The organism is Fibrivirga algicola, from assembly GCF_011742925.1.
GTDB lineage: Bacteria > Bacteroidota > Bacteroidia > Cytophagales > Spirosomataceae > Fibrella > Fibrella algicola.
Genome location: NZ_WAEL01000012.1, coordinates 74,082 through 99,181 on the forward strand (window position 1 = coordinate 74,082; position 25,100 = coordinate 99,181).

The window sequence follows — 25,100 nt, forward strand, 5'->3', positions numbered from 1 at the left end:
TGAAAATGTACCTAAGCTTCACGTTTGATAGCCCAGTTTGCAAGTTTTTGGTCTCTCTCTGCCTGTTCGGTTCTGTGCGTTATTGGTCAGCTCTGGGGGGGCACTTACCTCGGACCCGCCAGACTAATGCGGCAGTCCAACGTGGGCGAGGTGTAAAGGTCGAACGTATCTGAGCATGGTTTTACTTGACATCACTATTAAAATTTGAGGATGTTTTGCGAACTAGTCACAAAGTGCTCGCGGAACGGGGCGTAGGGGACAGGGAGGCGATTAGCTAATCAATGCAAAGGCATTAGATAATAAGGGTAGCAAAGTCTTAACTTATGTGCATTACATCCTTTTTGATACCCGTTTGATACCTAACATAAATTGATTATATAAGTATCTAGTAATCAGCACTGTTGAGTGGTCCCGTCCGGACTCGATCTGTAAATGTAAAGCCTCTATCTTGGAATAGTTCATTAACATAACATCTCGTCCACAACCCAACCAGGGATAGTACAATTCGCGTGCGTTTGCCACGTCGTATAAAACCTCCTGGTCACTTGGCAATCAGCCAGCGCGTAGCTAGACATTCATCGTGTGTATTTTGGTCACTAAGTAACACTTGGCGGTCAAGGGCCTACCAAAATTTTAATCCATTTAATGGTATTAAATAACTAGATTTAGTAGAATTTACTTAAATACTCAATTGCCAGCTATAAAATAGCGCAAAATGGGCTTTTACTTACTTCAACGGCCCAAGAGCCAGCCAACGAATGCACGTTCGATCAGTGCGTCCGCCTGTTCTTTTTATTGGTAAGCATTACTAGCTGACAGTAAGTTTCTCACCCCGTAACTCACTTGCTAGCGCAGGCCCCACCTATGAATACAAAGTCTATTCAGCTACTGCTGGCCGATGATGATGAAGACGATTGTTACTTTTTCAAAGAGGCATTACAGGGTTTGCCCATAACATCAATGCTGACCGTGGTCCACGATGGGGAGCAACTCATGGAGCTACTCCATAACAAGGCATCAGCCCTACCTTATATTTTATTTCTCGACCTTAACATGCCGCGTAAAGGGGGGCACGAATGTTTGATGGAGATCCGGCTTAGCACCCGACTAAGACACCTTCCAGTCATCATCCTGTCTACGTATATCAGTCCGGAAACGGAAGAAAAACTCTACAAAAGTGGAGCTACCCATTGCATCGTAAAACCGACCAACATTGGTCAACTCAAAGACGTTATTCAGCGGGAACTGACGTTATCCGGAGAAGCTGATAGTCTGCCAACAGCCAACGATGACTTCCTTGTCAAGGTCGTTCCGGCGCAAAAACAGCGTGAAAGAAAGCAAGAAAATACTATCCGATAACCTGTTCCCGGTGGTGGGTATCGGTGCATCGGCGGGTGGACTAAATGCCTTTCGACACTTCATCAAAGCCATTCCTGACCAGTCGGGGATGGCCTATGTCCTGGTGCAACACCTGGATCCTAATCACGATAGCCTGCTGCCCGACTTGCTGCAAAAGGTCACCACTATTCCGGTGCTGGAAATTGCTGACGACGTCAAAGTGCAACCCAACCATATTTATATCCTGCCCAGCAACAAAATGCTGGTGGCTAATGATGGCGTATTACAGCTCAGCCCCCGCACCACAAAAAAAGGGGAGCTCAATCTGCCCATTGACCTTTTTTTTACGTCACTTGCCGCCATTCATCATCATCATGCCATCGGTGTTGTCTTATCCGGTACCGGCAACGATGGAACTAACGGTCTGAAAGCAATAAAGGCTAATGCAGGAATCACCTTCGCCCAGGACGAAGCGTCGGCCATGTACCCAGGTATGCCCCGAAGCGCTGTGCGAGCCGGGGTGGTCGATTATGTGCTACCACCTGGCGAAATGCCCCGAAAGCTTCAGGAAGTCGCTCGGAGTATCAATGAGGTTTCCGCCGATAGCTCACCGGTTATACCAACTGATAACGACGTATTTGGCCAGATACTGTCGCTGCTACGTGCCCGTCGAAAAACTGACTTTACCTACTACAAACAGACGACGATCCGGCGGCGAATCCTGCGCCGGATAGCGATCAACAAAAACGAAACCCCGGCCGAATACCTTCAGTATCTGCGGGAAAACCCGCTGGAGCAGGACGCCCTGTATCAGGATCTGTTGATTTCGGTAACGTCATTCTTCCGCGATCACACGGTATTTGATAACCTCTGCGAAACAGTTTTTCCGCGAATTGCCCAAAAGGCGGCCAATAAACCCATCCGGGTGTGGGTAGCCGGGTGCAGCACCGGCGAAGAAGCCTACTCGATTGCCATGTGCTTTAGCGAGTATCTGGGCACCAAAGCGGAACGGGTGCAGATTTTTGCCAGTGATTTGAGCGAACAGGCTGTGGCCAAAGCCCGCACCGGCCTGTACACCAAAGCCGAGGTGAATGGGGTGAGCGCGAAGCGGTTACTGGCATTTTTTACAAAAACCCAGGGTAGTTACCAGATCAATAAATCGGTACGGGCTATGTGCGTGTTTGCCTCGCACAATTTCCTGACAGATCCGCCTTTCAGTAAGATGGATTTTATCAGTTGCCGCAACGTGTTGATTTACATGAATACGTACCTGCAAAAAAAGGTGCTCACCACCTTTCATTATGCCCTGAACCCGACCGGATTTTTACTGCTTGGCAAGTCAGAAACGATCGGCGGTGTACCTGACCTTTTTGCTGCCATCGCTAAAAATGAGAAACTATTTTCTAGGAAAGACACACCCACGCGCTTTATTCCAGTCGACCTTGGCCGGAAGGAGTTAACACTCCAGCCCATCAGGCAGAGTTCTGAGACTAAATCAATGAAAACCGATTTTCAGAAAGCAGCTGATGAACTAATTTTGAGCAACTATTCGCCTGTTGGCGTGATCGTGAATGAGTCGCTCGACATCGTGCATTTTCGGGGTAATACAAGCAATTACCTGGAACAATCGTCGGGTAAACCCACGCATAATTTGCTGTTGATGGCCAAAAACGGGTTGGCATTTGAGCTAAGGAATACACTGCACAAGGTCAAAAAAGAAAAAATTCCGGTTAGTAAAGAAAACATTCTGGTGGAGGTAAATGGACATCCGACCAACATTACCATCGACGCCATACCGTTGCCCAATACCATTGAGCCGCATTATCTGGTCCTTTTTCACAGTAGTCCGGCCGTTAGCGCCAAGTCGACACGGGGTAACCGGAAAACGGCCAACGCATCGGAGAAAGACGATAAAGACCGGCGCATTCTTCAGTTAGAGCAGGAATTGGTGCAGCTTCGCGACGATATGCGGAGCATCACCGAAGATCAGGAAGCCGCTAACGAAGAGCTGCAAAGTGCCAACGAAGAACTGCTGAGCGGCAACGAGGAATTACAGAGCCTGAACGAAGAGGTAGAAAGCAGCAAGGAAGAGCTGCAAAGCACCAATGAAGAGCTAACGGTAGTGAACCAGGAAATGTCGAGCCTGAATGAACAGGTAACCGCCGCCAGAGATTATGCCGAAGCCATCATTGCCAACATTCGCGAGCCGCTGCTGGTGCTGAACAGCAACCTGCGAATAAAACTGGCTAATCAGTCTTTTTATAAAACATTCCGGGTCAGTGAAGTCGAAACAGAAGGCATGCTGGTGTATGACTTGGGCAATCGGCAGTGGAACATTCCCCAACTGCGTACGCTACTAGAGCATATTCTGCCCGAAAAATCGACGTTCAGCGATTTTGAGATTACCCACAACTTTGCCACGATCGGCGAGCGGGTGATGCTGCTGAATGCCCGTGAGATTGTCGATAAGAAAAGCGCTGATCGACTCATTCTGCTGTCTATCGAAGACATTACCGAAACCGCCAAAGCGCGTGAAGTTGAACAGCAGGCAACAAGACGGTTTCAGTTTATTGCTAATTCCATGCCGCTGAAAGTCTGGACGGCCGATGCTGTTGGCAACATGGATTATTTTAATCAGAGCTGGTACGAGTATACGGGCCTTTCATTCGACGACCTGAAAGATTGGGGATGGATAAAAAATGTTCATCCCGACGACCGAAAAAAAACCAGAACATGTTGGCAGCAGTCTATTGATTCCGGCAGCGATTTCGAGATCGAACACCGCTTCATGAATGCCGCAGGTGACTACAAATGGCATCTCAGTCGCGCTGTTGCTTACAAAGACAAAAGCGATCAAATTACCATGTGGATAGGCACCAACACGGAAATTCAGGAGCAGACAGAACAAAAAGAGCAGTTGGAAAAAGCCGTTGTTTGCCGGACACAGCAGCTCCGATTAGCAAACGAAACGCTGGGCAGAAAGAATGACGAACTGAAGAAGATCAATAAAGAACTCGAATCATTCACCTATGTATCGAGCCATGATTTACAGGAGCCGCTCCGAAAACTACAAACCTTAGCCAACAGTATTCTTGATAAAGAGAGTCAGAATCTTTCGGTCAGCGGTAAAGATGCATTCAGGCGGTTGCAGAAATCAGCCGAACGGATGCAGCACCTCATTCAGGATCTGCTTGCCTTCTCCAAACTGAGCAGCCCTGAATTGCCCCGCGAGACCATTGACCCCGCCCTGGTTTTAAAGGAGGTGATCAAAGACCTAAGCGAGTCGATTGACGAGAAACACGCCATTATTGACGCCACTGACCTGTGCCCGGTTACGGTGGTTGCCTTTCAGTTTAGGCAGCTGCTGACCAATCTCATTGGTAATGCCCTAAAATTCTCAAACCCAGCCGTCCCCCCTCATATACGCATAACCTGTGTTTTGGCGAAAGGTAGCGACTTGCCAAATGGGCTGCTGGTGTCAAACGAGACGTACTATCACCTCACCGTTGCTGATAACGGCATTGGTTTTGATCCGAAATACGACGAAAAAATATTTGACGTTTTTCAGCGGCTTCATCGAAAAGAGCAGTATGATGGCACCGGTATTGGCCTGGCCATCGTAAAAAAGATTGTCGAAAATCACAATGGTATAATCGTCGCTACGGGTGAACTGACGAAAGGAGCCCGTTTTGATATGTACCTGCCTACGCCAGTTGCTGGCTAGCAAAACGGGCCGCCTGGCAAGTAAGGTGCTGTGACACCAACCTGGCTATTACCAGCTCCTCATTTGTTGGGATAATTCGAACCGTTACCCGGCTGGTTTTGGTCGATATAACAGCGCAATTAGCCTTGTTTCGAGGCTCGTCCAGGTCGATCCCTAAAAAACGAAGACCAGCGCAAATTTGAGCGCGGACTCCGGCCGCGTGTTCGCCGATGCCGCCTGAAAAAACCAGCGTATCGACGCCGTTGAGGGCAGCAGCGTAGGCACCGATGCCTTTTTTGATCTGGTAACAAAACAAGTCGACCGCTTCAGCCGCCCGGCTGTCAGTTGCCCGGCTTGCCAATAATGCCCGTATATCTGAGTTGGTTTCTGACACGCCCAGCAAACCAGATTCATGGTTGACCAGGTGATTGAACTGAGCAGGGGTCAATTTTTCCGTGTGCATCAGGTACGCCATTGTGCCGGGGTCGAGATCACCCGGCCGGCTTCCCATCATGAGTCCGCCCGTTGGCGTGAATCCCATGGTGGTATCCACACTCCTGCCATTCAGAACGGCCGCTAGGCTTGCCCCGCCGCCCAGATGGGCAAGAATGACCCGGCCATTAGCCGAATCTGCTCCGGCGATCCGGCTCAGTTCGCTCAGTAGGTACGTATACGATAGCCCGTGAAAGCCGTACCGTCGAATGCCCTGAGCGTCGAACCGGCGGGGAATGGGCAGCAGCTGGGCTACACGGGGCAGGGTACGGTGAAATGCGGTATCGAAACAGGCAATCTGGCGCAGGCCGGGATACCGCGACTGAATACATTCAATCAGGGCGATTTCGCCGGGTAAGTGATCGGGATCAATCGGGGTAATCGCCCGAAGTTCAGCTAGCAACTCGGGCGTAATGCGTTCAGGTTCCGTGTGCGCCATGCCATGAACAACCCGATGGCCAACGGCCTGAATAGTCTCGAAAACGCCTAGTCCTGCGAGCCAGTCAACCAGAAACGCAACGGCTCCCAAATAATCAGAGACAGGTACGTTTATCGGATCGGTGCCAGGAGGCCGGAGCGGCTGACTAGTATCCTGAAGACCAGGTACGTCATTGACCACCAGTGATGTACACTGCTGACCAATCCGGTCAAGCTGGCCGTGCCATTGTCGTTCAGGTACGTTGCCAATGGCATACAAGGCAAACTTGATGCTCGATGAGCCACCGTTAATGATCAGGATATATGTTTTAGGGGCAGGCATATAGGATCAGCTTTTAGTGGGTGCTCGGGCCAACGGGTCAACCTTGCTTCGATGACAGCCGTGAGGGCATCGGCAGAAAGCCCATACCCATTGATGAGCACGCCTTTAGTTCCGTATTTCGTTGACGACAACGCATATAAAATAGACTCGTCGTCAGGGTTGGTCGGCCCCTCAAACCGAAATATCTCATCGACTTTATAGGCTTCCGGGTCAAGCCAGAGTGGGTTATCCTCATGTCGATTCAAGTCTTCAGTATAGCCTTGCTGACGAAGCTGATTAATAACCTGCGAGAGTGTGTCGGGTGATTCCATAGGAAAGGGAGTATCGTTCGCACAGAGTCATTTATAACCCAGCGGCCACTACAGATACCTCATTGATCGGCCTGGGTTTATCGTCACTGTTGTCATCGTAGAGTGTCAGCAGCGGTACGGCTGGCGCGAAAGCCTGTAAGCGGGTGACCCGTCCACTGGTCAATGTCTGCGTCCCATCGTTGTATTTGGGGATGGTCACCAACAAATCAACCAGATGCGCGGCCAGGTAATCATTAATGCCTTGCCGCGCATCAGAAGCTTTCACGCGAGCGATGACTGGTTGTATCGGCTTTAAAAACTGACGGATATGGGTTTCCTGCTCAATCTCAATGATATGTTTGTCGGGCGTATCTATGGTCAGTAAAGTAAGTTGTGCCCCCTTGAGGATCACCAGCTCTTTAAGCGGGCCAAGTAATTTAGCGTTCTTCAGCCGGGCAAAATCAGCCGCCAGCACAATCTGGTTAACCGGGCGTTTTTGGTTCGTCAGCTCTTGAGGTACCACCAGTATATTTGCTTTGAGCCGATGGACCAGCTCAATGGCGCTGTTGCCGAACAAATCGCCGGTTTCCTCAGGCAGAGGGCCGACAACCACAAAGTCATACAACTCGGCAGCGAATGCCTGTTCGACCAGGTCTACCAACTGCCCAGGAAAGGCGGACGAGCGAAAGGTATGCCAGTCATTCGTAGCCTCCCGGCGTAAGGTGGTTACCACTTCATTAAGCTGATCGGCCTGAACAGAGGGAAGCAGTTTACTAACCAGTAGTGGATTACGCCGCCCTCCAGGTGTAATTGGATAGGCACAGAGCAGGTGAAAGTCGGCAATGGTATCACTAAAAAACGAACGGGCAAACGTCAGTGCCTGACGGGAGGCCTCCGACAGGTCGGTCAGCAGAAGAATCTTTTTCATAAACTATTGAGCGGGTAAAAGCTGGCTCAACGCCTGCACGTCGTGTTGTACCGTTTCGTCCGTTTTCATAGTCGTTGAGTGGGCTTTACCTGGCACCACCACAAATGTATCCCACGTGCACACGCCTACCCATGAGCAGCGTCAGTGCCGGGCTTGTTGCTACGCAGTGCATCCCATTGATGGGGTACCGTAGTTTGCGGCTATGCTGCCAACTTCTACGCCCACGACAGGCCTGACCGATGAAGCCGTGGCTAACTCACGCGTCGAATACGGCCAGAACAGTCTGTCTATCAAAGCCCGTTCCGGCTTAGTGGTAATCCTGAAAGAGGTGTTTACCGAGCCAATGTTTCTGTTACTGCTGGCCGCCTGTGCCCTATACGTTGGACTGGGACAGCTTGCCGAATCCATCACGTTAATCGTAGCACTAGTCCTGGTCGCTACCATTTCGATTTATCAATCGATTCGAAGTGATCGTGCCTTGGACGCCCTGCGCGAACTGACGCAACCCCGTGTACGGGTACGTCGACATGGTGAACAGGTTGGTGTTTTGGTTCAGGAGTTGGTTGTCGGCGATGCCGTGCTGATAGCAGAGGGCGAACGAGTGCCGGCCGACGGTATCATCAGCGAAGCAAACGATTATTCCGTAGACGAATCCATTCTGACTGGTGAGTCAATGTCGGCGGCTAAAAAACCGGGCGATGGGCTTTTTTCAGGGACAATCACGGTGTCGGGAAGCGCCTGGTTTACTGTATCAGCCGTTGGCGGGCAAACTAAACTGGGGCAAATCGGGCACAGCCTGGCCACGATTCCAACGGAGAAAACACCCCTGCAACGGCAAATCAGTCTGTTTGTCGGGCAAATGGCGTGGATTGGCTTTTTTGCCTTCGCGCTTGTCTGCGGGGTGAACTATACCCGTTCAGGTGATTGGGTTACGGCGCTGCTCTTCGGCCTGACGCTGGCCATGTCGATCCTACCCGAAGAGATCCCCGTTGCCTTCAGCAGTTTCATGGCGTTGGGAGCCGCCCGTCTGAGCCGGGCTGGGGTGCTGACCAAACAACCCCAAACGGTCGAAAGTCTGGGTTCGGCCACCGTAATCTGCACCGACAAAACCGGCACCATCACGCAGGAAGGCATGAGCGTGCGTCAACTCTACGACGGCACCACCAGTAAGCTGGTATCGTTGCCAGGCGAGCTGTCCTACACGGCTCAATCGGTGCTGGCCTACGCGCGTTGGGCCAGTGAAACAACCCCCTTCGACCCGATGGAGAAAGCGATCATCGAAGCGTTCAGCACCGCATTTGCTGACATTGATCCGACAACCATTGCCGACACGTACCCCATGCTTCACGAATACCCGCTGGCTGGTACGCCCCCTATGATGACCCACGTCCGGAAAGCACCAACGGGCGAGGTGATTGTGGCCGGAAAGGGAGCGGTAGAACATATTCTGGCCGTTTGCCACCCCGAACCGGCGAAGGTTGACCAGATTCGACGGGTAACCCAAACGCTTTCTCGAGACGGATTGCGCGTGCTGGGCGTAGCCCGTGGAACGTACCTGACGCCCAACTTCCCGGCTGACCAGGACGGATTTAGCTGGTCGTTTCTGGGCTTGATTGCCCTTGAGAATCCTCCCAAACCCAACGCTAAAGCGGTAATACAAGCCTTTGTTGACGCCGGTATCCAGGTGAAACTGATCACCGGCGACTTTTCAGAAACGGCGCAGGCCATCGCCCGGCAGACGGGTTTGCCTTATGCAGATACACTGTTGACGGGTGGTCAAATTATGGCCATGGACGAACTAACCCTACGACAGCAAGCCGGGCAAACGGCCGTTTTTGCCCGCATGTTTCCCGAAGCTAAACTGAGAGTCGTGAACGCGCTCAAAGCCAACGGCGAGATTGTGGCGATGACGGGCGATGGGGTCAATGATGGGCCGGCCCTGAAAGCGGCACATATTGGCGTGGCTATGGGCAAGCGGGGTACCGAAGTCGCCCGGCAGGCCGCGTCGCTGGTGCTGGTAGATGATGACCTCGGCAATATGGTTGAGGCCATTGCACAGGGGCGCAAGATTTACCAGAACCTCAAAAAAGCCATCGCTTACATCGTTTCCATCCACATCCCGATTATACTCACCGTAGCCGTACCCTTACTGGCCAATTGGCGGTGGGAAAACCTGTTCAGCCCCATTCACGTCATTTTTCTGGAATTGGTCATGGGGCCAACCTGTTCGATCGCTTTCGAGAATGAACCCGCCGAGCCTGGACAAATGCAGCAGCCTCCCCGCCGGGCTACCGAAACCTTTCTGGCTGGTAGGGAACTAGGCCGAAGTATCGTGCAGGGATTGGGAATTTCGGGGGCTGTGCTTGGGGTTTACTACATCGCCATGCAACAGGGCGAATCTGTGGCGGTTGTGCGAACCCTGGTCTTTGCGACGCTGGTACTGAGCAATATGTTGCTGACGCTGGTTAACCGGTCGTTTACGCAGTCGATCGTTAAAACGATCCGAATCCCCAATCCGATCCTATTTCTGATGGTAGGGCTGACGTTCGGACTGCTGTTGGCCACGCTGCTTGTGCCTGCTACCCGGCAGTTGTTCGGTTTCGCGCCGGTCTCAGCATCAGCGCTGGGGTGGTGTGGACTAGCCGCGCTGATTGGTGTGGGCTGGATCGAGCTATACAAGGCAGTTCGGTTAACAAAAGCTACTGAATAATACTCTATGATTACCCATATTGCAGGAGTCTGCTGCCTGTCAGTAGTAGTCCAGCCACGTGCAGCGCAGTAGCCACACCACTTTTCGGCAAACCACCCATATTCCTTCCGACTACCCCTGTGTTGAATCGTCATCCGCACTGATACATGACAGTAAAGCGGAGTTGGGACCGAAATAGAGCTTGAATAAGCCTACTTCAGCAGATTAACGATAAACTCAACAGCCAAACAACTAAATCATGACGTATAAAACCAACCCTAACTCAACTGTCCTGCTCTACCTGCTGGGATTCCTTGGCTTAGGGGCTATTGGCGGAGGAGGGCTATTTATACTGTCACCTAGTGGCAAGCTATTCGGAATGCCGCTGTCGATGCTTGATACATCACCATTCCCGGATTTTCTAATTCCCGGTATCATCTTATTCGTCGTGCTGGGGTTGATACCTTGTGGACTGGTCGTTGCCTTGCTCAAAAAACCAGTGAGTAAATTGGCCGAGCGCATCAATTTCTTTTCGGATATGCACTGGACCTGGACCGGAACCGTTTACGTGGCCTTCGCGCTGATCATATGGCTACAGGCCGAAATGATGTTTCTGCAAGCGGTGGGTTGGTTGCATACGCTCTACATGGTTTGGGCTATTGCTATTTTGTTTTTCGCGCTCCTGCCGGATGTCCGTGGTTTATACAGAAAATAACCAGCTACTTACTCTGGTTTGCACGCACCCGCACAAGTAGCTTCTTACCCTCTACTGCCCAGAATACCAGGCTCGACACGGCTACGGTGATACCCAATTCGGACCATGACAGCGGTTGGGTATGAAAAAGGTCATTGAAAAAAGGAACGTAAATGACCATCAGCTGCAAAGCAACAGTTAGCGTAATGGCGTACAGCATGGGTTTATTGGCTAGCAAATTCAGACTGAACACTGACTCCCGGTGCGATCGGATAGCGACGGCGTTGCCTAACTGAGCAAAACACAACACCGTAAAGGTCATCGTTTGCCAGTGTGGGAGGCCGCTTCGAATAGCCCACGCCTGAATGCCGATGGTTACGGTCCCGATTAGCCCGCCTACACCCAAAACAAACCAGGGCAGCTCACCCGTAAAAATGGTTTGCCTAGGATCAATCGGTGGGCGTTTCATGGTATCTACTTCGGCAGGTTCGTAGGCTAAAGCCAGGCCGGGCAGTCCGTCGGTGATGAGGTTGATCCACAGGATATGAATGGCCAGCAGGGGAATGGGTAAGCCAAAAAAGGGGGCCAGGGAAATGGCGAAAAGCTCACCCGCGTTGCCCGACAGGATGTAGCGGATAAATTTGAGGATGTTATCAAAAATACGTCGCCCGTGCCTTACTGCTTTCACAATAGTAGCGAAATTATCGTCCAGCAGAATCATGTGAGCGGCTTCTTTCGCGACCTCCGTGCCGGTAATGCCCATCGCCACACCAATGTCTGCGTTTTTAAGGGCGGGCGCATCATTGACGCCGTCGCCGGTCATGGCCACAAACTGGTGGCGAGCCTGCAACGCACTGATAATGCGAAGTTTCTGCGCCGGGTCGACGCGGGCATATACCCGTACTTTTTCCACGATTGCATCGAACGCAAACTCATTCAGCTGACTTAATTCTGGGCCCGTCAGCACTTTATCGTCATCTGAGGTAATGATGCCGAGTGTTTCGGCGATGGCTTTGGCCGTCAGCTTGTGGTCGCCGGTAATCATGATGGTGATGATACCCGCTTCCCGGCATTCAGTTACGGCTTGCCGGGCTTCGTGGCGGGGTGGGTCCATCAGGCCAACAAACCCAATGAAACGCAGCCCGGTCTCGATGGTGGCAACATCAACGGATTGGGGCAGTTCGGGCAGCAGTTTGCCGGCGTAGCCCATGGTGCGGAATCCCCGTTCGGCCAACGCATCCACGCGCGTCCGCAACCCAGGTACGTCGGGTTGCTGGTCCGCATCGAGCTGGGTGATCAACGTACCAACGGCTCCTTTGGTGACGACCAGCACGCCCTGATCGGTCTGATGCAACGTAGTCATACACTTGCGGTCCGAATCGAAGGGTAGCTCAGCAATGCGCGGAAACCGGCTTTCGAGCTGAGTACGTACATAAGCCCGGTCGGCAGCATATTGGGCCAGACCTACCTCCGTCGAATCGCCCAGTAGCTTCCCATCCTCACCGGTTGAAACGTCGTTGTTGAGCGCCATGGCCGTTAGCAGTGCGTCGTCGTTGGCCAGCATCGGCAGCGAAAAATCGGGCGAGGCCTCTGTTTCGTCCACCGTCATTTTGTTGAGAGTCAGCGTGCCTGTCTTGTCTGTGCAGATATAGGTGACTGAACCAAGCGTCTCAACGGCCGACAGTTTTCGGACCAGCGCCTGACTTTTTACCAGCCGTTTGGCACCAAGGGCCAGCGCAACGGTCACCACAGCAGGAAGGGCTTCGGGTATGGCAGCCACGGCCAGCGAGATCGACACCAGCACCAAATTCAGCCACGGCTCACCACGTAATAGACCTACCCCGAAGAAGATCAGGCAAATGACCAGGGCCGCTGCCGCCAGCTGCTTACCGAACGTGCCCAGCCGCTTTTGCAAGGGCGTAGCCACTTCGTCGGTCTGAACGAGTTGGGCAATCTTCCCCAGTTCAGTGCTCATTCCCGTAGCCACCACATAGGCGGTGGCTCGTCCGTTGGTGACGAATGTGCCTTTGTAGCCGATGTTGAGCCGGTCGCCAAGCGGATATTCCCCGGCGGGCAGCGTATCGGCGTTTTTCTCCACGTTATCCGACTCGCCCGTCATCGACGATTCATCGACTTTCAGGGCGTGCGTTTCCATAAACCGGACGTCAGCGGGAATGATATTCCCCGCGTCGAGCAAGGTCACATCGCCCGGCACCAGGTCAGCCGCGTCTATGTCGATGGTCTGTCCGTTGCGCAGCACCCGCGCCTTAGTGGCAGCCATCTTTTTAAGGGCTTCGACCGCTTTTGTAGCCTGGTATTCCTGCGCAAACCCGATCAGAGCGTTCAGCAAGACAATGGCCAGAATGACATAAGCTGAGTTGAGCTCACCAATTACCGCCGATATAATCGCGGCTGTAATCAGTACCAGCACCATCACATCGGTAAACTGATGAAACAGCATTAGCCAGATGGTTTTCTTTTTCGCGTCGGCAATCTGGTTCTTTCCTGTCTCGGTCAGCCGCTGTTGGGCAGTGGTCGAATCAATCCCGGCGGGGGTCGTGTTCAGCGACTGAGCCACGTCGGCAATTTGGGAAGTGTAATACTCCATGCAGGCTTAGGCTTTACTAAAAACCAGCAGCGGCACCGTGGTCAGAAATGAGTAGTCAATCGAGTTGCCAGACATGAATAATTGGGAAAAGAAACCTTCCTGCTGTGTGGTGAACATAATCAGCACCGATGGCTTGTGAGCGTTCATTGCCCCTTCGATGTCTTCAGTCAATGTTTTCACTACGTGGCGGGGTGTCAGCTGCACCGCCACAGGATAGTCGGTCTGTTTTTGAACAGCTACACGGATAATGTCCGGATCAATAATCGGTTCCAGGGGTTCGCTGAAGTGGAGCAGCCTGACCGCTGCTGAGACAGGCCGGGCAAAATCAACCACTCGTATTAGTTCGTCGAGACGGGTCAGATCTGATGCGTATAGCACGTTGGTCAGTTTGGTTGACCGGTAGTGGCCTGGTACAATAATCACCGGTATCTTTGACTGATTGATCAGATTCGAGGTAGTGGTGCCAAACAGTTTATCCAATAGGCCCGCACCGTGTGTGCTAATGCAGATATAATCGAAATCGTGGTCAGTCGCATAGTCCAAAATGGTGCTATCAGTAAAGGGCGAGTTTTTGATAACGCAGCTGTAGTCGAATGGATCAGTATTTCGGCTTTTATACACCGCTTCGACGAAGTGGTCAAGGGCCTCTCGTTTAGCCCCTATCTCGCTTTTTTCATGCGCTGTGTATGCGGCTTCCGTCCAGGTTGTAGGACGAGGAATGTGGCTAACGTGCAAAAAAGTGAGGGCGATGTCGCACTGCGAAGCCAGTTGAATGGCGAAACGCATGGCTGCTTTCGAGCTACTGGAAAGGTCAGTGGTGACGAGGATCTTTTTCATAACGAAAGGGGGGGGGGTGACACGTTTTCTTTTAGCTAAAACGTGTTTGTATTATTGAAGGAATAGTGCTTAAAAAAGCTTGGGTTGATCGTATTTGATTTCACGAACCGTAAACCGGGCATAGGGTTGTTCTACCCCGTCGATTACCCAGGCAGCTGTAGCCTGGAACGGGATTTTAACGCCATTACATTCGCGGTAGTCAGCTAGCTGCCCGGTCCAGGGAAGTCGGTGCGTGGTATCACTGTATCGTTGCGCCTGATACCGCACGATTTCGCCTTGCTCGTTAATCTGCATTGTACAGGAAACAGTGATGCCGTTATCGGTGAGGGTCAGCGTGGCGGAATCGTTGTCGATGGGTGACCATACGGCCGGCCCGCCAGGCAATAAACTGGTTGGAAACCAGACTGCTTCGGCCAAATAGCGTAACAATTCGCCCTCGTCGACAGTGGGGCCGCTGGCGTGTTGAATGGGGAACGTACCTACCAGCTGGACGGTCAAGCTTCCCCGTCCCGCTACATACTGGTCGCAGGCCGTAAACCAGGTGGTGGTACCAACCCAGATATAGGCCGGTTTGTCAGCTACAAAATATTCGTCGCCGGTAATGGAAATCCAGTCCTTTTTCAGATTCGTCTTAAACTGGCCATCGTGCCGAAGCCGAACCGAGCGGATGTAAGGTTGGCTGGGCGTCAGCACATGCCGGAAATAGCGTTGCACGGGAGCAGGCAGACCGGTCAGTTGAACGGGATCATAGGTTTTAACTAGTCCGGTCTCGACCTGAGAAAATAAAGTCGTCATCTGCTTACGCGTCTGACGGGCAGCTAGCCACTTGCCAATCAGCAGCGCACCCAAAGGAAGCGTTAATGCTGAAAGTATCAGCCAATTCGTACTGCGTCTCATACTGATCGTTGAGGTTTTGTAGACGATGAACCCAAGTACTGGAGCCACGATCCAACGCGTAGGGAATAGCAATTTTTCCCATATCTCTATCATGTCAAAGCTACGGATAGGGATATGCCGCAGGCATTGATACGGAACAGCAGGCATCGTGATTGCAATTAGTCTCCGGTAGCAGCACAGCCCTTTGTTGCGACGCTACCAGAGACTAATCGTAATCACGGTACCTAATTTTGATTCGATTTAGCAGTAGACTGAGCGGCTTTTGCCGCCAGCTTATCGGCCTTGATGCGTTGCTTTTGTGCTTTCTTTTCAGCTGCTACTGCTCGCCTGGAATCTCGGGCGGCGTCGGTAGCATCGTGATCTACCTTACTGGCGGCCTTAGCAATGGCTTTATTTTCTTTCGACAGGCTCTGTGCCTCCTGTAGGCGACTGGCATTTTTCTGCGCAGCGGTCTGTGTTGCTTCGTTCTTCTGAATTTCTGCTTTCAATAGAGCCGCATTTTTGGTGGCCTGGGTCGTATCAACTTGCGCTGTGGCCCCAATTGACAGGAAACAAAAGCAGCCGATGAATACGGCGGAATAGATAACATTGTTTTTCATACGATGTGATTCCCCCGGTAGGAGTCTTATCCGGATTGGTCATAAAAGCATCGCTTTATTTAGCGTAACTTTCTGTAAATCAAAAGTATGAACAAGGTAATTAGTAGCCACTAAGGCCCGTCATGTCAACCCCTGACCTTGCTCACGATACAGGTACGCTATCGTGAACTGCGCACGAACGACCGTCCGCTCTAGTTTACCAGTTGGCCTGCCGAAGTTTTTTAGGTTCGGTAACCAGAATCCCGCCTGTAGGGGGCAATTCGATGAGGCCATCCTGTTTGAACTCACTCAATGTACGGATCAATGACTCGTTGGCCGTGCCAACGATGCCTGCCAGATCGGTGCGACTGAGTTGGATAAGACCATCGGGCTGGTGCTCGTGTAAACGTAGCAGCGTATCGGCTACCCGACGGCGCAACGAATTGTAGGCCATGCCCAGCAGTTGTACCTCACGGTCACCTACCTGACTCGCCAGTAGCTTAATGAACTGCGCACTTACGGCCGGGCTGGCCGCCAGGAGCTGCCGAAAATCATCTTGTGGAATGTAAACAAGTACCGAATCTTCCAGCGTCAAGGCTGAATCGGTGTAATCGCTTTCTTCGAGCAGGGCAAAATAACCGAAGAAATCACCCGCGTTGTAGATGCCCGTAACCAGGCCTTTCCCGTCGGCGGTGCTGCGCATGGTTTTGACCGTACCTGACTGGATGAAAAACAGGCGCGAGGGTTGGTCGCCTTCCAGATAAACGTACTGCTTCTTCGGTACGGCATGTACCTTCCGATCGGTTGATAAGCTTTGTAAATCACCCACCTGATGGGTCTCGGCGATGAGCGCCTGGAGCTTGTCTTGCTCCAACTCCGCCTTCAGATTGGTAAAGCGGTTCAACCTACCCTCGATGGCGCTGATTAGCTCCGAATCGTCAAAGGGTTTAGTAAGGTAATCGTCGGCCCCCAGTTCCATGCCTTTCCGGAAATCAGTCCGCTCGTTTTTTGCCGTCAAGAAAATGAACGGGATGCTGGACAGGAGCGGATTTTTATTGAATATATGCAGCACCGCGTAGCCATCCATCACTGGCATCATAATGTCGCAGATGACCAGATCAGGTCTGCAAACCAAGGCTTTCTCTACACCGACACGGCCGTTTTCAGCCATTACTACCGTATATCCGGTCATTTCCAGAATCTCGGCGGTGTTTTCCCGGATGTCTTCGTTGTCTTCAATCAACAGAATGGTGTTCATAAGGAAGGTGTAAAGTGACGCGTGTACCCTGATTCAATTCACTCTGTAATACAACATGGCCACCCATGATGGCTACGTAACGACCAACGATATGCAGGCCAAGGCCGGTACCGGCAATGTTGCTTACATTGTTGGCCCGGTAAAAGCGCTCGAAGAGGTGCTGCTGGTCCTCACTGGAAATGCCGATTCCCTGATCCTGCACCGACAAAGTCAGCACCGACGCCGTACAGCTTCCCGCCACGGTGACGGTTGAGCTGGGCCCCGAATACTTAATGGCGTTGGTCAGTAGATTGACCAGCACTTTATGCAACAGGGATGGGTCGAGCCAGACCGGCTCCGGACAGCTGATCTGAACAGTTACCGTCTGCTCAGGTTTCATCAGCTCCTGCATATCGGCTACGGTTTCCTGTACCAACTGATCCAGATTAACCCCGGCGACGTGCAGCTCTACTTTGCCTTCTTCCAGCTTACCCACTAGAAGAAACTCCTCCAGAATATCATTCAGGTGCTTAATTGACGAACGGATACGGTCGAAATGCTTTTTACGCTTATCGAACTGGGGTACGTCGATCAGTTGCCTTTCCAGGATGGAGGCCGACGTTTTCAGCACGGTCAGGGGCGTGCGAAACTCGTGGGAGGCCATCGAGACAAAGCGGGATTTCAGTTCGCCCAGTTTCTGCTCCGTGACCAGGGCGCGTGCCAGTTCGTCTTTCGACTGCCGTAACTGATCAAGGGTGTTCATCAGCGCATGTGTGCGGTCAGCTACTTTATGTTCCAGTTCAGCGTTGAGTTGCACGATCTGGTCACGTTTTGTCACAAGTTGCTGCTCGGCCTGCTTCTTGAGTGAGATATCCACGATGTAGGCTACGGCATACAGTTCGTCCTCGAGCCTGAAATAGCTCAGACTAATTTCAACGGGAAACGTGGTACCATCCCGACGGCAGGCCTGCAGGTCAAGATGTTGGCCCATCATACGTACCTGGGGAGCTTCATTGAACTGACGTCGAAGTAGTTCATGATGGCCGCTCAAGCCCTGAGGTACCAGTTGTTCGATAAGTAGCGTGGTTAACTGACCGGGTGAATAGCCGAACACAACCTCAGCCAGTTGATTAGCCGACACAATTACGCCTTGCCGGTTGCAGACAACAATCGGCAGGGCCGCGTTGCTAAAGATCGCCTCGTAGCGCCGGTGGCTGTGATCTACTTCACGCTCAGCGTCGTGCAGCCTACCCTGATCAATCAGTCGAATCAGGGCGTAGGGGCGTTCCTGGGCTATAAATGATGTGACAGTGAGTTGTCCCCAGAATATCCGTCCATCCCGACGGTCAATCTGGACCATCTCCTGGTATTCCTTCCCCTCCCGGAGCCGGGACGCTAACAAGGCCCGGTGGTACGCATCCAGGGGCAGGGTCCGCAGTGACTTTGAGCGAATGGGGTCCAGTAATAAGTCATCCTCCAGCGTGTAGCCAAGCATCGTCAGGCCAGCTTGATTGATGCTCACGAACCGCTCGGAAGTCAGGTCATAGATGCCGATACAATCTACATTCGTCTTGAACAGCAAGTCAGTCAATGCATTCGAATAGAGATTGGGTAGCATATCGGGTTCTACACGGATAGGGAAGATACGGGTGAGTTTATCGGATTAGGTGAATAGTTTGGAATCTGACTCAACGGGCCAACAATCACGGGCTCTGCTGATGTGCGTCAAGATCATTTGTGGGGTAAACAGTCAGTTTTGTATCCGTTTAAGCGGTTGTCTCTTCACAGCTGTTGAAGCCAATCCGTACCCACCAATCATGAAAAAAGCATCCGCTACTCAACCAAATACAGCGCTACGGTCGGCTCAGTCTGCCGTTTTGCTGATCTTTTTTATGCCTGCCAACCTGAATACCCATCCGCACCGTGCGCTACTTACGGCACTGGCTGAGTCAATTCAAGCGCAGTTTGGCTCGCACCTGCGCGTGCTTCAGATCGATGAAGTCGAGAATCCTGACGTAATGTCGAGTTTCGGCATCACCGAGACCCCCACGTTTGTGCTCGTTAAACAGGGCGTCGAACTCTGGCGGCAGGTAGGGATTTGCACCGAGAAAGTGCTGGTCAGTCTAATTCGCCAGCATCTTACCGACAACAAATAGGCCCACCAACGGCCAGCACGTAGTCCTTCACGATTAATCCAGGGCTCTAGTAGCGAATCAGTGGGCTGCCTGACGGGTGTCATGGATACACCTCACGGCAGTGCTCACCTTTGTGGTACCCGATGTCAGCAACGGCTTTGGGCTGATGCTGACACTCAACCACTATGACCGAACAAACTGGCAACAAGCGGCTTACCACACTCTTCATCGACATTGGTGGCGTGTTATTGTCCAATGGATGGGGCCACGAAGCCCGCCAACGAGCGGCCATTCGGTTCAAGCTCGATCTGCCCGAGTTGGAAAAGCGACACCTGCTGACCTTCGCCACCTACGAACTGGGTAAACTAACCTTGACGGACTACCTTGGCTTCCTGGTTTTCTACGAAAAGAAGGCGTTCTCAATGGCTGATTTTCGGGCCTTCATGTTTGCTCAGTCAACACCCATGCCCGCCATGATTGCGCTGATACGCCAGCTAAAACAGACGTACCAGTTAAAAATTGTGGTGGTCAGCAATGAAGGGCGCGAACTGAACCGTCACCGTACTCAAACGTTTGCTCTCAACGGCTTTGTCGATTGCTTTATCTCGTCCTCCTTCGTGCAACTACGCAAACCTGACGCGGATATATACCGGCTTGCCCTCGACATCGCCCAGGTGTCAGTTAATGAAGTCCTCTATCTGGACGATCAGCCCCTGTTCATCGACGTTGCCCGGAAACTGGGCATTCAAAGCATTTGCCACCTCGATTACCCCACTACGGCTGCTGAATTGGCTTCACTGGGTTTTTCGGTTACGCATCACGAACGCGTTTAGTTCGGCGCTTACGCTTTACAAAGCGTTGTAAACCCTCATTTTCTGTCTCTTACCTACTCAATATCTATACGTTATGCATACTACCGATCAGGCCGTTGACGCCCTATCGCCGACGCTGCTGCACCAAATTGATGCCTACTGGCGTGCGGCCAACTACCTGTCTGTCGGCCAGATTTACCTACGCGACAATCCCCTGTTGCACGAGCCGCTTGCGCTGAACCACATCAAGAAAATGCTGTTGGGCCACTGGGGCACTACACCGGGGCAAAACTTCATTTACGTACACCTGAACCGGGTCATCAAGGCGCATGATCTGAACATGATCTACCTCTCCGGGCCAGGTCATGGCGGCCCGGCGGTGGTGGCCAATACGTACCTGGAAGGCACTTACAGCGAGGTGTACCCCCACATCACGCAGGATGAATCGGGGCTCCAAAAGCTGTTTACGCAGTTCTCCTATCCCGGCGGCATTTCGAGCCATGCGTCTCCGCAAACACCGGGCTCCATTCATGAAGGCGGTGAACTAGGGTATTCGCTCAGCCATGCTTTCGGCGCCGTGTTTGACAATCCCGATTTGATTGCAGCCTGTGTCATTGGCGATGGAGAGGCCGAAACCGGCCCACTGGCCACGGCCTGGCACTCCAATAAGTTTCTGAATCCAGTCAGCGACGGGGCTGTGTTGCCCATTTTGCACCTGAACGGCTATAAAATTTCGAACCCCACCGTGCTGGCCCGTATCTCGCATGAGGAACTGGATCAGTTACTGCGTGGCTATGGCTGGACTCCCATTTTTGTGGAAGGGCACGAGCCGGCACTGATGCACCAGGCTATGGCAGCCGCCCTTGATACGGCCATTGCCGAGATCAAACGGTACCAGTATGAAGCCCGAAGTGAAGACAGTACCGACCGTCCCCGCTGGCCGGTTATTGTGCTGAAGTCTCCCAAAGGCTGGACTGGCCCCAAAGTCATCGACGGCTTGCCCAATGAAGGCACGTTCCGGGCGCACCAGGTTCCCTTGTCGGTGTCGGCCACTACGCCACCAGCACATCTGGAACAGCTCGAGGCCTGGCTCAAAAGCTACAGGCCCAACGAGCTCTTCGACGCGACGGGGCGGTTGCTGCCCGAATTGGCCGGCCTGGCTCCGGCCGGTGACCGGCGGATGGGAGCCAACCCCAACGCGAACGGTGGGCTTTTACTGCGTGGACTACTCATGCCCGACTACAGGGATTATGCCGTACACGTACCTGCGCCCGGGGTTACTCTCGCCAGCGACACGGGCGTTAGTGGCCAGTTTCTGCGTGATGTGGTCCGGCTGAATCAGGAGCCCCGCAACTTCCGCGTGTTTGGTCCCGACGAAACCCTGTCGAATCGACTGGAAGCCATTTTTGAAGCTACCAACCGGCAGTGGGATGCCCCCGTTGCCGAAAACGATCAGTTTCTGGCCCCGGAGGGTAGCGTATTGGAAATGCTCAGCGAACACCAGTGTCAGGGTTGGCTGGAGGGCTACCTGCTCACCGGGCGGCACGGGTTATTCAACTCCTACGAAGCCTTCGTGCACATCGTCGATTCGATGTTCAATCAGCACGCCAAATGGCTGAAAACAAGTCTGGCAATACCTTGGCGCCGTAACATTGCCTCGCTCAATTACCTGCTGACCTCCACCGTCTGGCGGCAGGATCATAATGGATTCACGCACCAGGATCCTGGCTTTATCGATCACGTGATCAATAAAAAGGCGGGTATCGTGCGGGTGTACCTGCCTCCCGATGCCAACTGTCTGCTGTCGGTGATGGATCATTGCCTGCGTTCGCGTCATTACGTCAACGTGATTGTTGCGGGCAAGCACCCGGCTCCGCAATGGCTCTGCATAGAGGATGCCCGCATTCACTGCGCTCAGGGAATCGGTATCTGGTCGTGGGCCAGCAACGATCAGAACGTTGAACCCGATGTGGTGATGGCGTGCTGTGGCGACGTACCCACGCTGGAAACACTGGCGGCCGTAACCCTGCTGAGGGAGCACCTCCCCGAGCTTAAAATCCGGGTTGTCAACGTGGTCGACCTGCTCAAGCTGGAGCAACGCACCAACCACACACATGGACTGACCGATGCCGATTACGATGCCCTGTTCACGAAAGACAAACCGGTGATTTTTGCGTTTCACGGCTACCCGTGGCTAGTCCACCGGCTGACCTACAACCGTAGCAACAACGTGAACATGCACGTGCATGGTTACCGGGAAGAAGGCACCATCACCACCGCTTTCGACATGACGGTTCTCAACGAACTCGATCGGTTCCACCTGGCGATGGATGTATTGGACCGGTTACCTCAACTCGGTAACCGGGGAGCGTATCTGAAGCAACTGCTGAAGATAAAGCTGGTTGAACATAAACAGTACATCACGGAACACGGCGAAGATATGCCCTCTGTCCGCCACTGGACCTGGACCCTTTGAGCTATGAACACACACGAACTATTGATTACGACGCACGCCCTGCTCTCTGCTCATAAGGGCTTACTGGCTATGGACGAGAGTACGTCTACCTGCAACGCCCGCTTTGCCGAACTGGGCATTGCCCAAACGGTCGAAGCCAGACGGTCGTATCGGGAGCTGCTCATCACTACCCCCCGTCTGCACGAATGTATCAGCGGGGCGATTCTCGTCGATGAGACGATCCGGCAGTCAATGCCAGACGGACGGTCATTTGTAGACGTGCTGACTAAGGCGGGCATTTTACCTGGAATCAAAGTGGATCTGGGCGTAAAGGAACTGGCTGGTTTTCCGGGCGAAAAAATCACTGAAGGGCTGGACGGGCTCCGTCAGCGGCTAACCGATTACCGACAGATGGGGGCCCGGTTTGCCAAATGGCGGGTTGTCATCTCGCTAAGCGAATCAGGCAGTAAGCTGCTGCCAACGACGGCTTGCGTGGAGGCCAATATGCACGACCTGGCCCGGTTCGCGGCCCTTTGTCAGGAAGCAGACCTGGTTCCCATCGTGGAGCCGGAAGTGCTAATGGCTGGCTCCCACTCGATTGCTCGTTGTGAAGAGGTAACTGAACGGGTGTTGCGCACCCTTTTTCGTCACCTCAATGAACAGCAGGTACAATTGGAAGGCATGATCTTAAAAACGGGAATGGTTGTTGCCGGTTATTCATGCACGGATCAGGCGACGGCTGACGAAGTGGCAGCAGCTACGCTACGTTGTTTAAAACGAACGGTACCGGCCGCAGTACCGGGTGTTGCCTTTCTGTCGGGTGGTCAAACGCCCGACCAGGCTTCCACCAATCTGAATGCCATGCACGTGTATACGGATAAACAGGTGCCCTGGGTGTTGACCTTCTCATTTGCCCGAGCGATTCAGCAGCCCGCCATGGCCCTTTGGAATGGTCAGTCTGAAAACGTGGCGGTTGCGCAGAAGTCTCTTCTCTATAGGGCCGGTTGTAACAGTGCGGCAACCATGGGCAAGTACCGGACAGCAGATCATACGGTTATCCCAGCACGGGCTCTTCAAGCCTGAGAAGGACAAACACCGGATTTGCAGGAAGAAAAAGGAAGCTGGAACATACCTGACTCAGGTACGTTCCAGCTTCCTTTTTCATAAGTCTCTAATCGGACTAAGCATTTTCAATAGTCTGCTCGCCTTTGCAATCCGGATAAATCCACAGGAGAAAGCAGTCAAATCGCTATTAGCACATAGCGCCCCCGTCAATCACCAGTTGAGTTCCGTTGCAATAGGAAGAGTCGTCGGAGGCCAAGTAGATAAATGCTTTGGCTATTTCATCGGGCAGGCCGAGCCGTTTCATGGGTGTACCGTCAATCCAGCTTTGGCGAATGGCAGCTGGAGCCTGCGCCAACAAGGGCGTATCGATGTAATAGGGACAAATGGCATTGGCCCGAATACGCTGTTCGGCATATTGCACGGCAATGTTCTGTGTCAGCCCAAGCACGCCATGCTTCGCTGCTGTATAGGGAGCTAAACCGTGTTCGGCCTTCAAACCGGCCAGCGAAGCCATATTGACGATTACGCCACCACCCTGCTTCAGGAACTGCTGCAACTCATATTTCACGCAGTAAAACTGACCCGTCAAATTCACATCGATGATTCGCTGCCAGACAGCATCGTCCATGTCATGAATACCCCCGTATGGTCCGCCAATACCAGCATTATTCAGGGCAATGTCCAGCCGGCCAAACTGAGCAACGGTTGCCTCGACGGCGGCTTTTACACTGGCGGAACTGGCTACGTCAATGGGAACGAAAAGGGCGGCCGAGGCTATTTCGCTCAGTTCACGCATGGTTTCTTCGTGGGCACTGTTAGCCAGATCAGCGATAACGACCCTGGCCCCTTCTCTGGCTGCCTGCAGGGCGCAGGCTTTACCGATACCGGCATTGCCACCGGTAATAAACACTACTTTGTCGGCTAGTCGACGCAAACGTACTGGGGCAACGGGATAAGCCGACGCAAAAATTGGGTTTTCCATAAGGTTGTTTTGTGGTTACCGCATGTGGCTACGTAACTGCCAGACCTGTTTGTCAAGCATACGGCTTAGTGTGTCTAACAGCTGAGAGGTAGTACTATCCACTGAGCCAAGTTGCTCGATACGCTGACGAATCCGAACCGCTACAATGTAGGTACGTTCGGTCATGCTGGTCAACAAGTGACATTCAGCCAGAAAGCCTGTTGGTAACTCGCCGAGATTGGCGGTTTCGGCCACGGTTGCCAGCCGCAGATCAACCGGTGAGCCAATGTGCAGCGACCGTTCAGCAATCTGATCACTAAAGTTCAGGTACTCGGCCGCGTATTCGTTCATTCTATCGTGGAGTGCGTAAAAAAGTGCCCCCTGAACATTCCATCGTGCCTGTTTGGCACTCAAGTGTAGCGCTACCAATTCTGCCAGCGTTGCCTGAAGGATCCCGACGACGAGAATTTTCTGGTCTGGGTTAGCTACATCAAAGGGTACCCACTCGTTAGCCTCGAATTGGTTGAAGTTGGCCAGTTCGTCGGCATTACGAGTGGATGCTACCGGAACGGCTGCGTGATCTTTTTTCATGTATCCAGGTACGTTCCGGCTAGCTGCCTG

At 52.7% G+C, this 25,100-nt stretch carries 19 protein-coding genes; 8 read left to right on the plus strand and 11 right to left on the minus strand.

Annotated elements, in window-relative coordinates; all coding sequences use genetic code 11:
- Positions 1–864 precede the first annotated feature (864 nt).
- Positions 865–1,359: a response regulator gene (locus tag F7231_RS25115; protein WP_166693989.1), complete on the plus strand. Its 495-nt coding sequence runs from the start codon at positions 865–867 to the stop codon at positions 1,357–1,359.
- Positions 1,289–5,062 carry a CheR family methyltransferase gene (locus tag F7231_RS25120; RefSeq protein WP_166693990.1) on the plus strand — a complete coding sequence of 1,258 codons (3,774 nt, stop codon included), beginning with the start codon at positions 1,289–1,291 and terminating at the stop codon, positions 5,060–5,062. Before F7231_RS25115 ends, F7231_RS25120 begins: the two co-directional genes overlap by 71 nt.
- Here F7231_RS25120 and F7231_RS25125 read toward each other — a convergent pair.
- From F7231_RS25125 to F7231_RS25135, 3 genes are read right to left on the minus strand one after another with little or no spacing between them, the layout of a single operon-like run.
- A complete protein-coding gene (locus tag F7231_RS25125) occupies positions 5,043–6,293 on the minus strand; it encodes an acetate/propionate family kinase (protein WP_166693991.1) in 1,251 nt (416 codons plus the stop codon). The genes F7231_RS25120 and F7231_RS25125 overlap by 20 nt on opposite strands.
- Positions 6,266–6,604, minus strand: a complete 339-nt coding sequence (locus F7231_RS25130) for a phosphoribosylpyrophosphate synthetase (RefSeq protein WP_208295692.1) — start codon at positions 6,602–6,604, stop codon at positions 6,266–6,268. The genes F7231_RS25125 and F7231_RS25130 overlap by 28 nt, the downstream gene beginning before the upstream one ends.
- Positions 6,605–6,635: 31 nt before the next feature.
- Positions 6,636–7,511: a universal stress protein gene (locus F7231_RS25135; protein WP_166693992.1), complete on the minus strand. Its 876-nt coding sequence runs from the start codon at positions 7,509–7,511 to the stop codon at positions 6,636–6,638.
- 202 nt (positions 7,512–7,713) lie between these two features.
- Between F7231_RS25135 and F7231_RS25140 the strand changes: the two genes are divergently transcribed.
- Together F7231_RS25140 and F7231_RS25145 are read left to right on the plus strand one after the other, a co-directional pair.
- The gene (locus F7231_RS25140; RefSeq protein WP_166693993.1) at positions 7,714–10,221 is read left to right on the plus strand and encodes a cation-translocating P-type ATPase; all 2,508 of its coding nucleotides are present in this window, start codon (positions 7,714–7,716) and stop codon (positions 10,219–10,221) included.
- Positions 10,222–10,459: 238 nt separating this feature from the next.
- Positions 10,460–10,915 carry a hypothetical protein gene (locus F7231_RS25145; RefSeq protein WP_166693994.1) on the plus strand — a complete coding sequence of 152 codons (456 nt, stop codon included), beginning with the start codon at positions 10,460–10,462 and terminating at the stop codon, positions 10,913–10,915.
- 4 nt (positions 10,916–10,919) lie between these two features.
- On the opposite strand, the gene F7231_RS25150 is transcribed toward F7231_RS25145, so the two are convergent.
- From F7231_RS25150 to F7231_RS25175, 6 genes are all read right to left on the minus strand, one after another.
- Entirely contained in the window at positions 10,920–13,502 is a 2,583-nt protein-coding gene (locus tag F7231_RS25150) for a cation-translocating P-type ATPase (RefSeq protein ID WP_166693995.1), read from the minus strand.
- Positions 13,503–13,508: 6 nt separating this feature from the next.
- Positions 13,509–14,339: a universal stress protein gene (locus F7231_RS25155; RefSeq protein WP_166693996.1), complete on the minus strand. Its 831-nt coding sequence runs from the start codon at positions 14,337–14,339 to the stop codon at positions 13,509–13,511.
- Between the two features lie 69 nt (positions 14,340–14,408).
- Positions 14,409–15,236 (minus strand): DUF6544 family protein, encoded by an 828-nt coding sequence (locus tag F7231_RS25160; RefSeq protein ID WP_166693997.1) that lies wholly within the window; start codon positions 15,234–15,236, stop codon positions 14,409–14,411.
- A 224-nt stretch (positions 15,237–15,460) separates the two neighbouring features.
- Positions 15,461–15,835 carry a hypothetical protein gene (locus tag F7231_RS25165; RefSeq protein WP_166693998.1) on the minus strand — a complete coding sequence of 125 codons (375 nt, stop codon included), beginning with the start codon at positions 15,833–15,835 and terminating at the stop codon, positions 15,461–15,463.
- 196 nt (positions 15,836–16,031) lie between these two features.
- Positions 16,032–17,072, minus strand: coding sequence for a response regulator (locus F7231_RS25170; protein ID WP_166693999.1), 1,041 nt, complete (start codon positions 17,070–17,072; stop codon positions 16,032–16,034).
- The gene (locus F7231_RS25175) at positions 17,050–18,669 is read right to left on the minus strand and encodes a sensor histidine kinase (RefSeq protein WP_166694000.1); all 1,620 of its coding nucleotides are present in this window, start codon (positions 18,667–18,669) and stop codon (positions 17,050–17,052) included. Before F7231_RS25175 ends, F7231_RS25170 begins: the two co-directional genes overlap by 23 nt.
- Positions 18,670–18,868: 199 nt before the next feature.
- Here F7231_RS25175 and F7231_RS25180 point away from each other — a divergent pair, with 199 nt between their 5' ends.
- The 4 genes from F7231_RS25180 to F7231_RS25195 all read left to right on the plus strand — a co-directional run bounded on the left by F7231_RS25180 (position 18,869) and on the right by F7231_RS25195 (position 23,536).
- Positions 18,869–19,207, plus strand: a complete 339-nt coding sequence (locus F7231_RS25180) for a thioredoxin family protein (RefSeq protein WP_166694001.1) — start codon at positions 18,869–18,871, stop codon at positions 19,205–19,207.
- 164 nt (positions 19,208–19,371) lie between these two features.
- On the plus strand, positions 19,372–20,019 hold the full coding sequence (locus F7231_RS25185) for an HAD-IA family hydrolase (RefSeq protein WP_166694002.1): 648 nt from the start codon (positions 19,372–19,374) through the stop codon (positions 20,017–20,019).
- Between the two features lie 73 nt (positions 20,020–20,092).
- Positions 20,093–22,474, plus strand: coding sequence for a phosphoketolase family protein (locus tag F7231_RS25190; protein WP_166694003.1), 2,382 nt, complete (start codon positions 20,093–20,095; stop codon positions 22,472–22,474).
- A 3-nt stretch (positions 22,475–22,477) separates the two neighbouring features.
- Positions 22,478–23,536 (plus strand): class I fructose-bisphosphate aldolase, encoded by a 1,059-nt coding sequence (locus F7231_RS25195; protein WP_166694004.1) that lies wholly within the window; start codon positions 22,478–22,480, stop codon positions 23,534–23,536.
- Between the two features lie 169 nt (positions 23,537–23,705).
- Here F7231_RS25195 and F7231_RS25200 read toward each other — a convergent pair whose 3' ends face one another.
- Positions 23,706–24,500 (minus strand): SDR family NAD(P)-dependent oxidoreductase, encoded by a 795-nt coding sequence (locus F7231_RS25200; protein ID WP_166694005.1) that lies wholly within the window; start codon positions 24,498–24,500, stop codon positions 23,706–23,708.
- Between the two features lie 15 nt (positions 24,501–24,515).
- Positions 24,516–25,070: a Dps family protein gene (locus F7231_RS25205; protein ID WP_166694006.1), complete on the minus strand. Its 555-nt coding sequence runs from the start codon at positions 25,068–25,070 to the stop codon at positions 24,516–24,518.
- Positions 25,071–25,100: the final 30 nt, after the last annotated feature.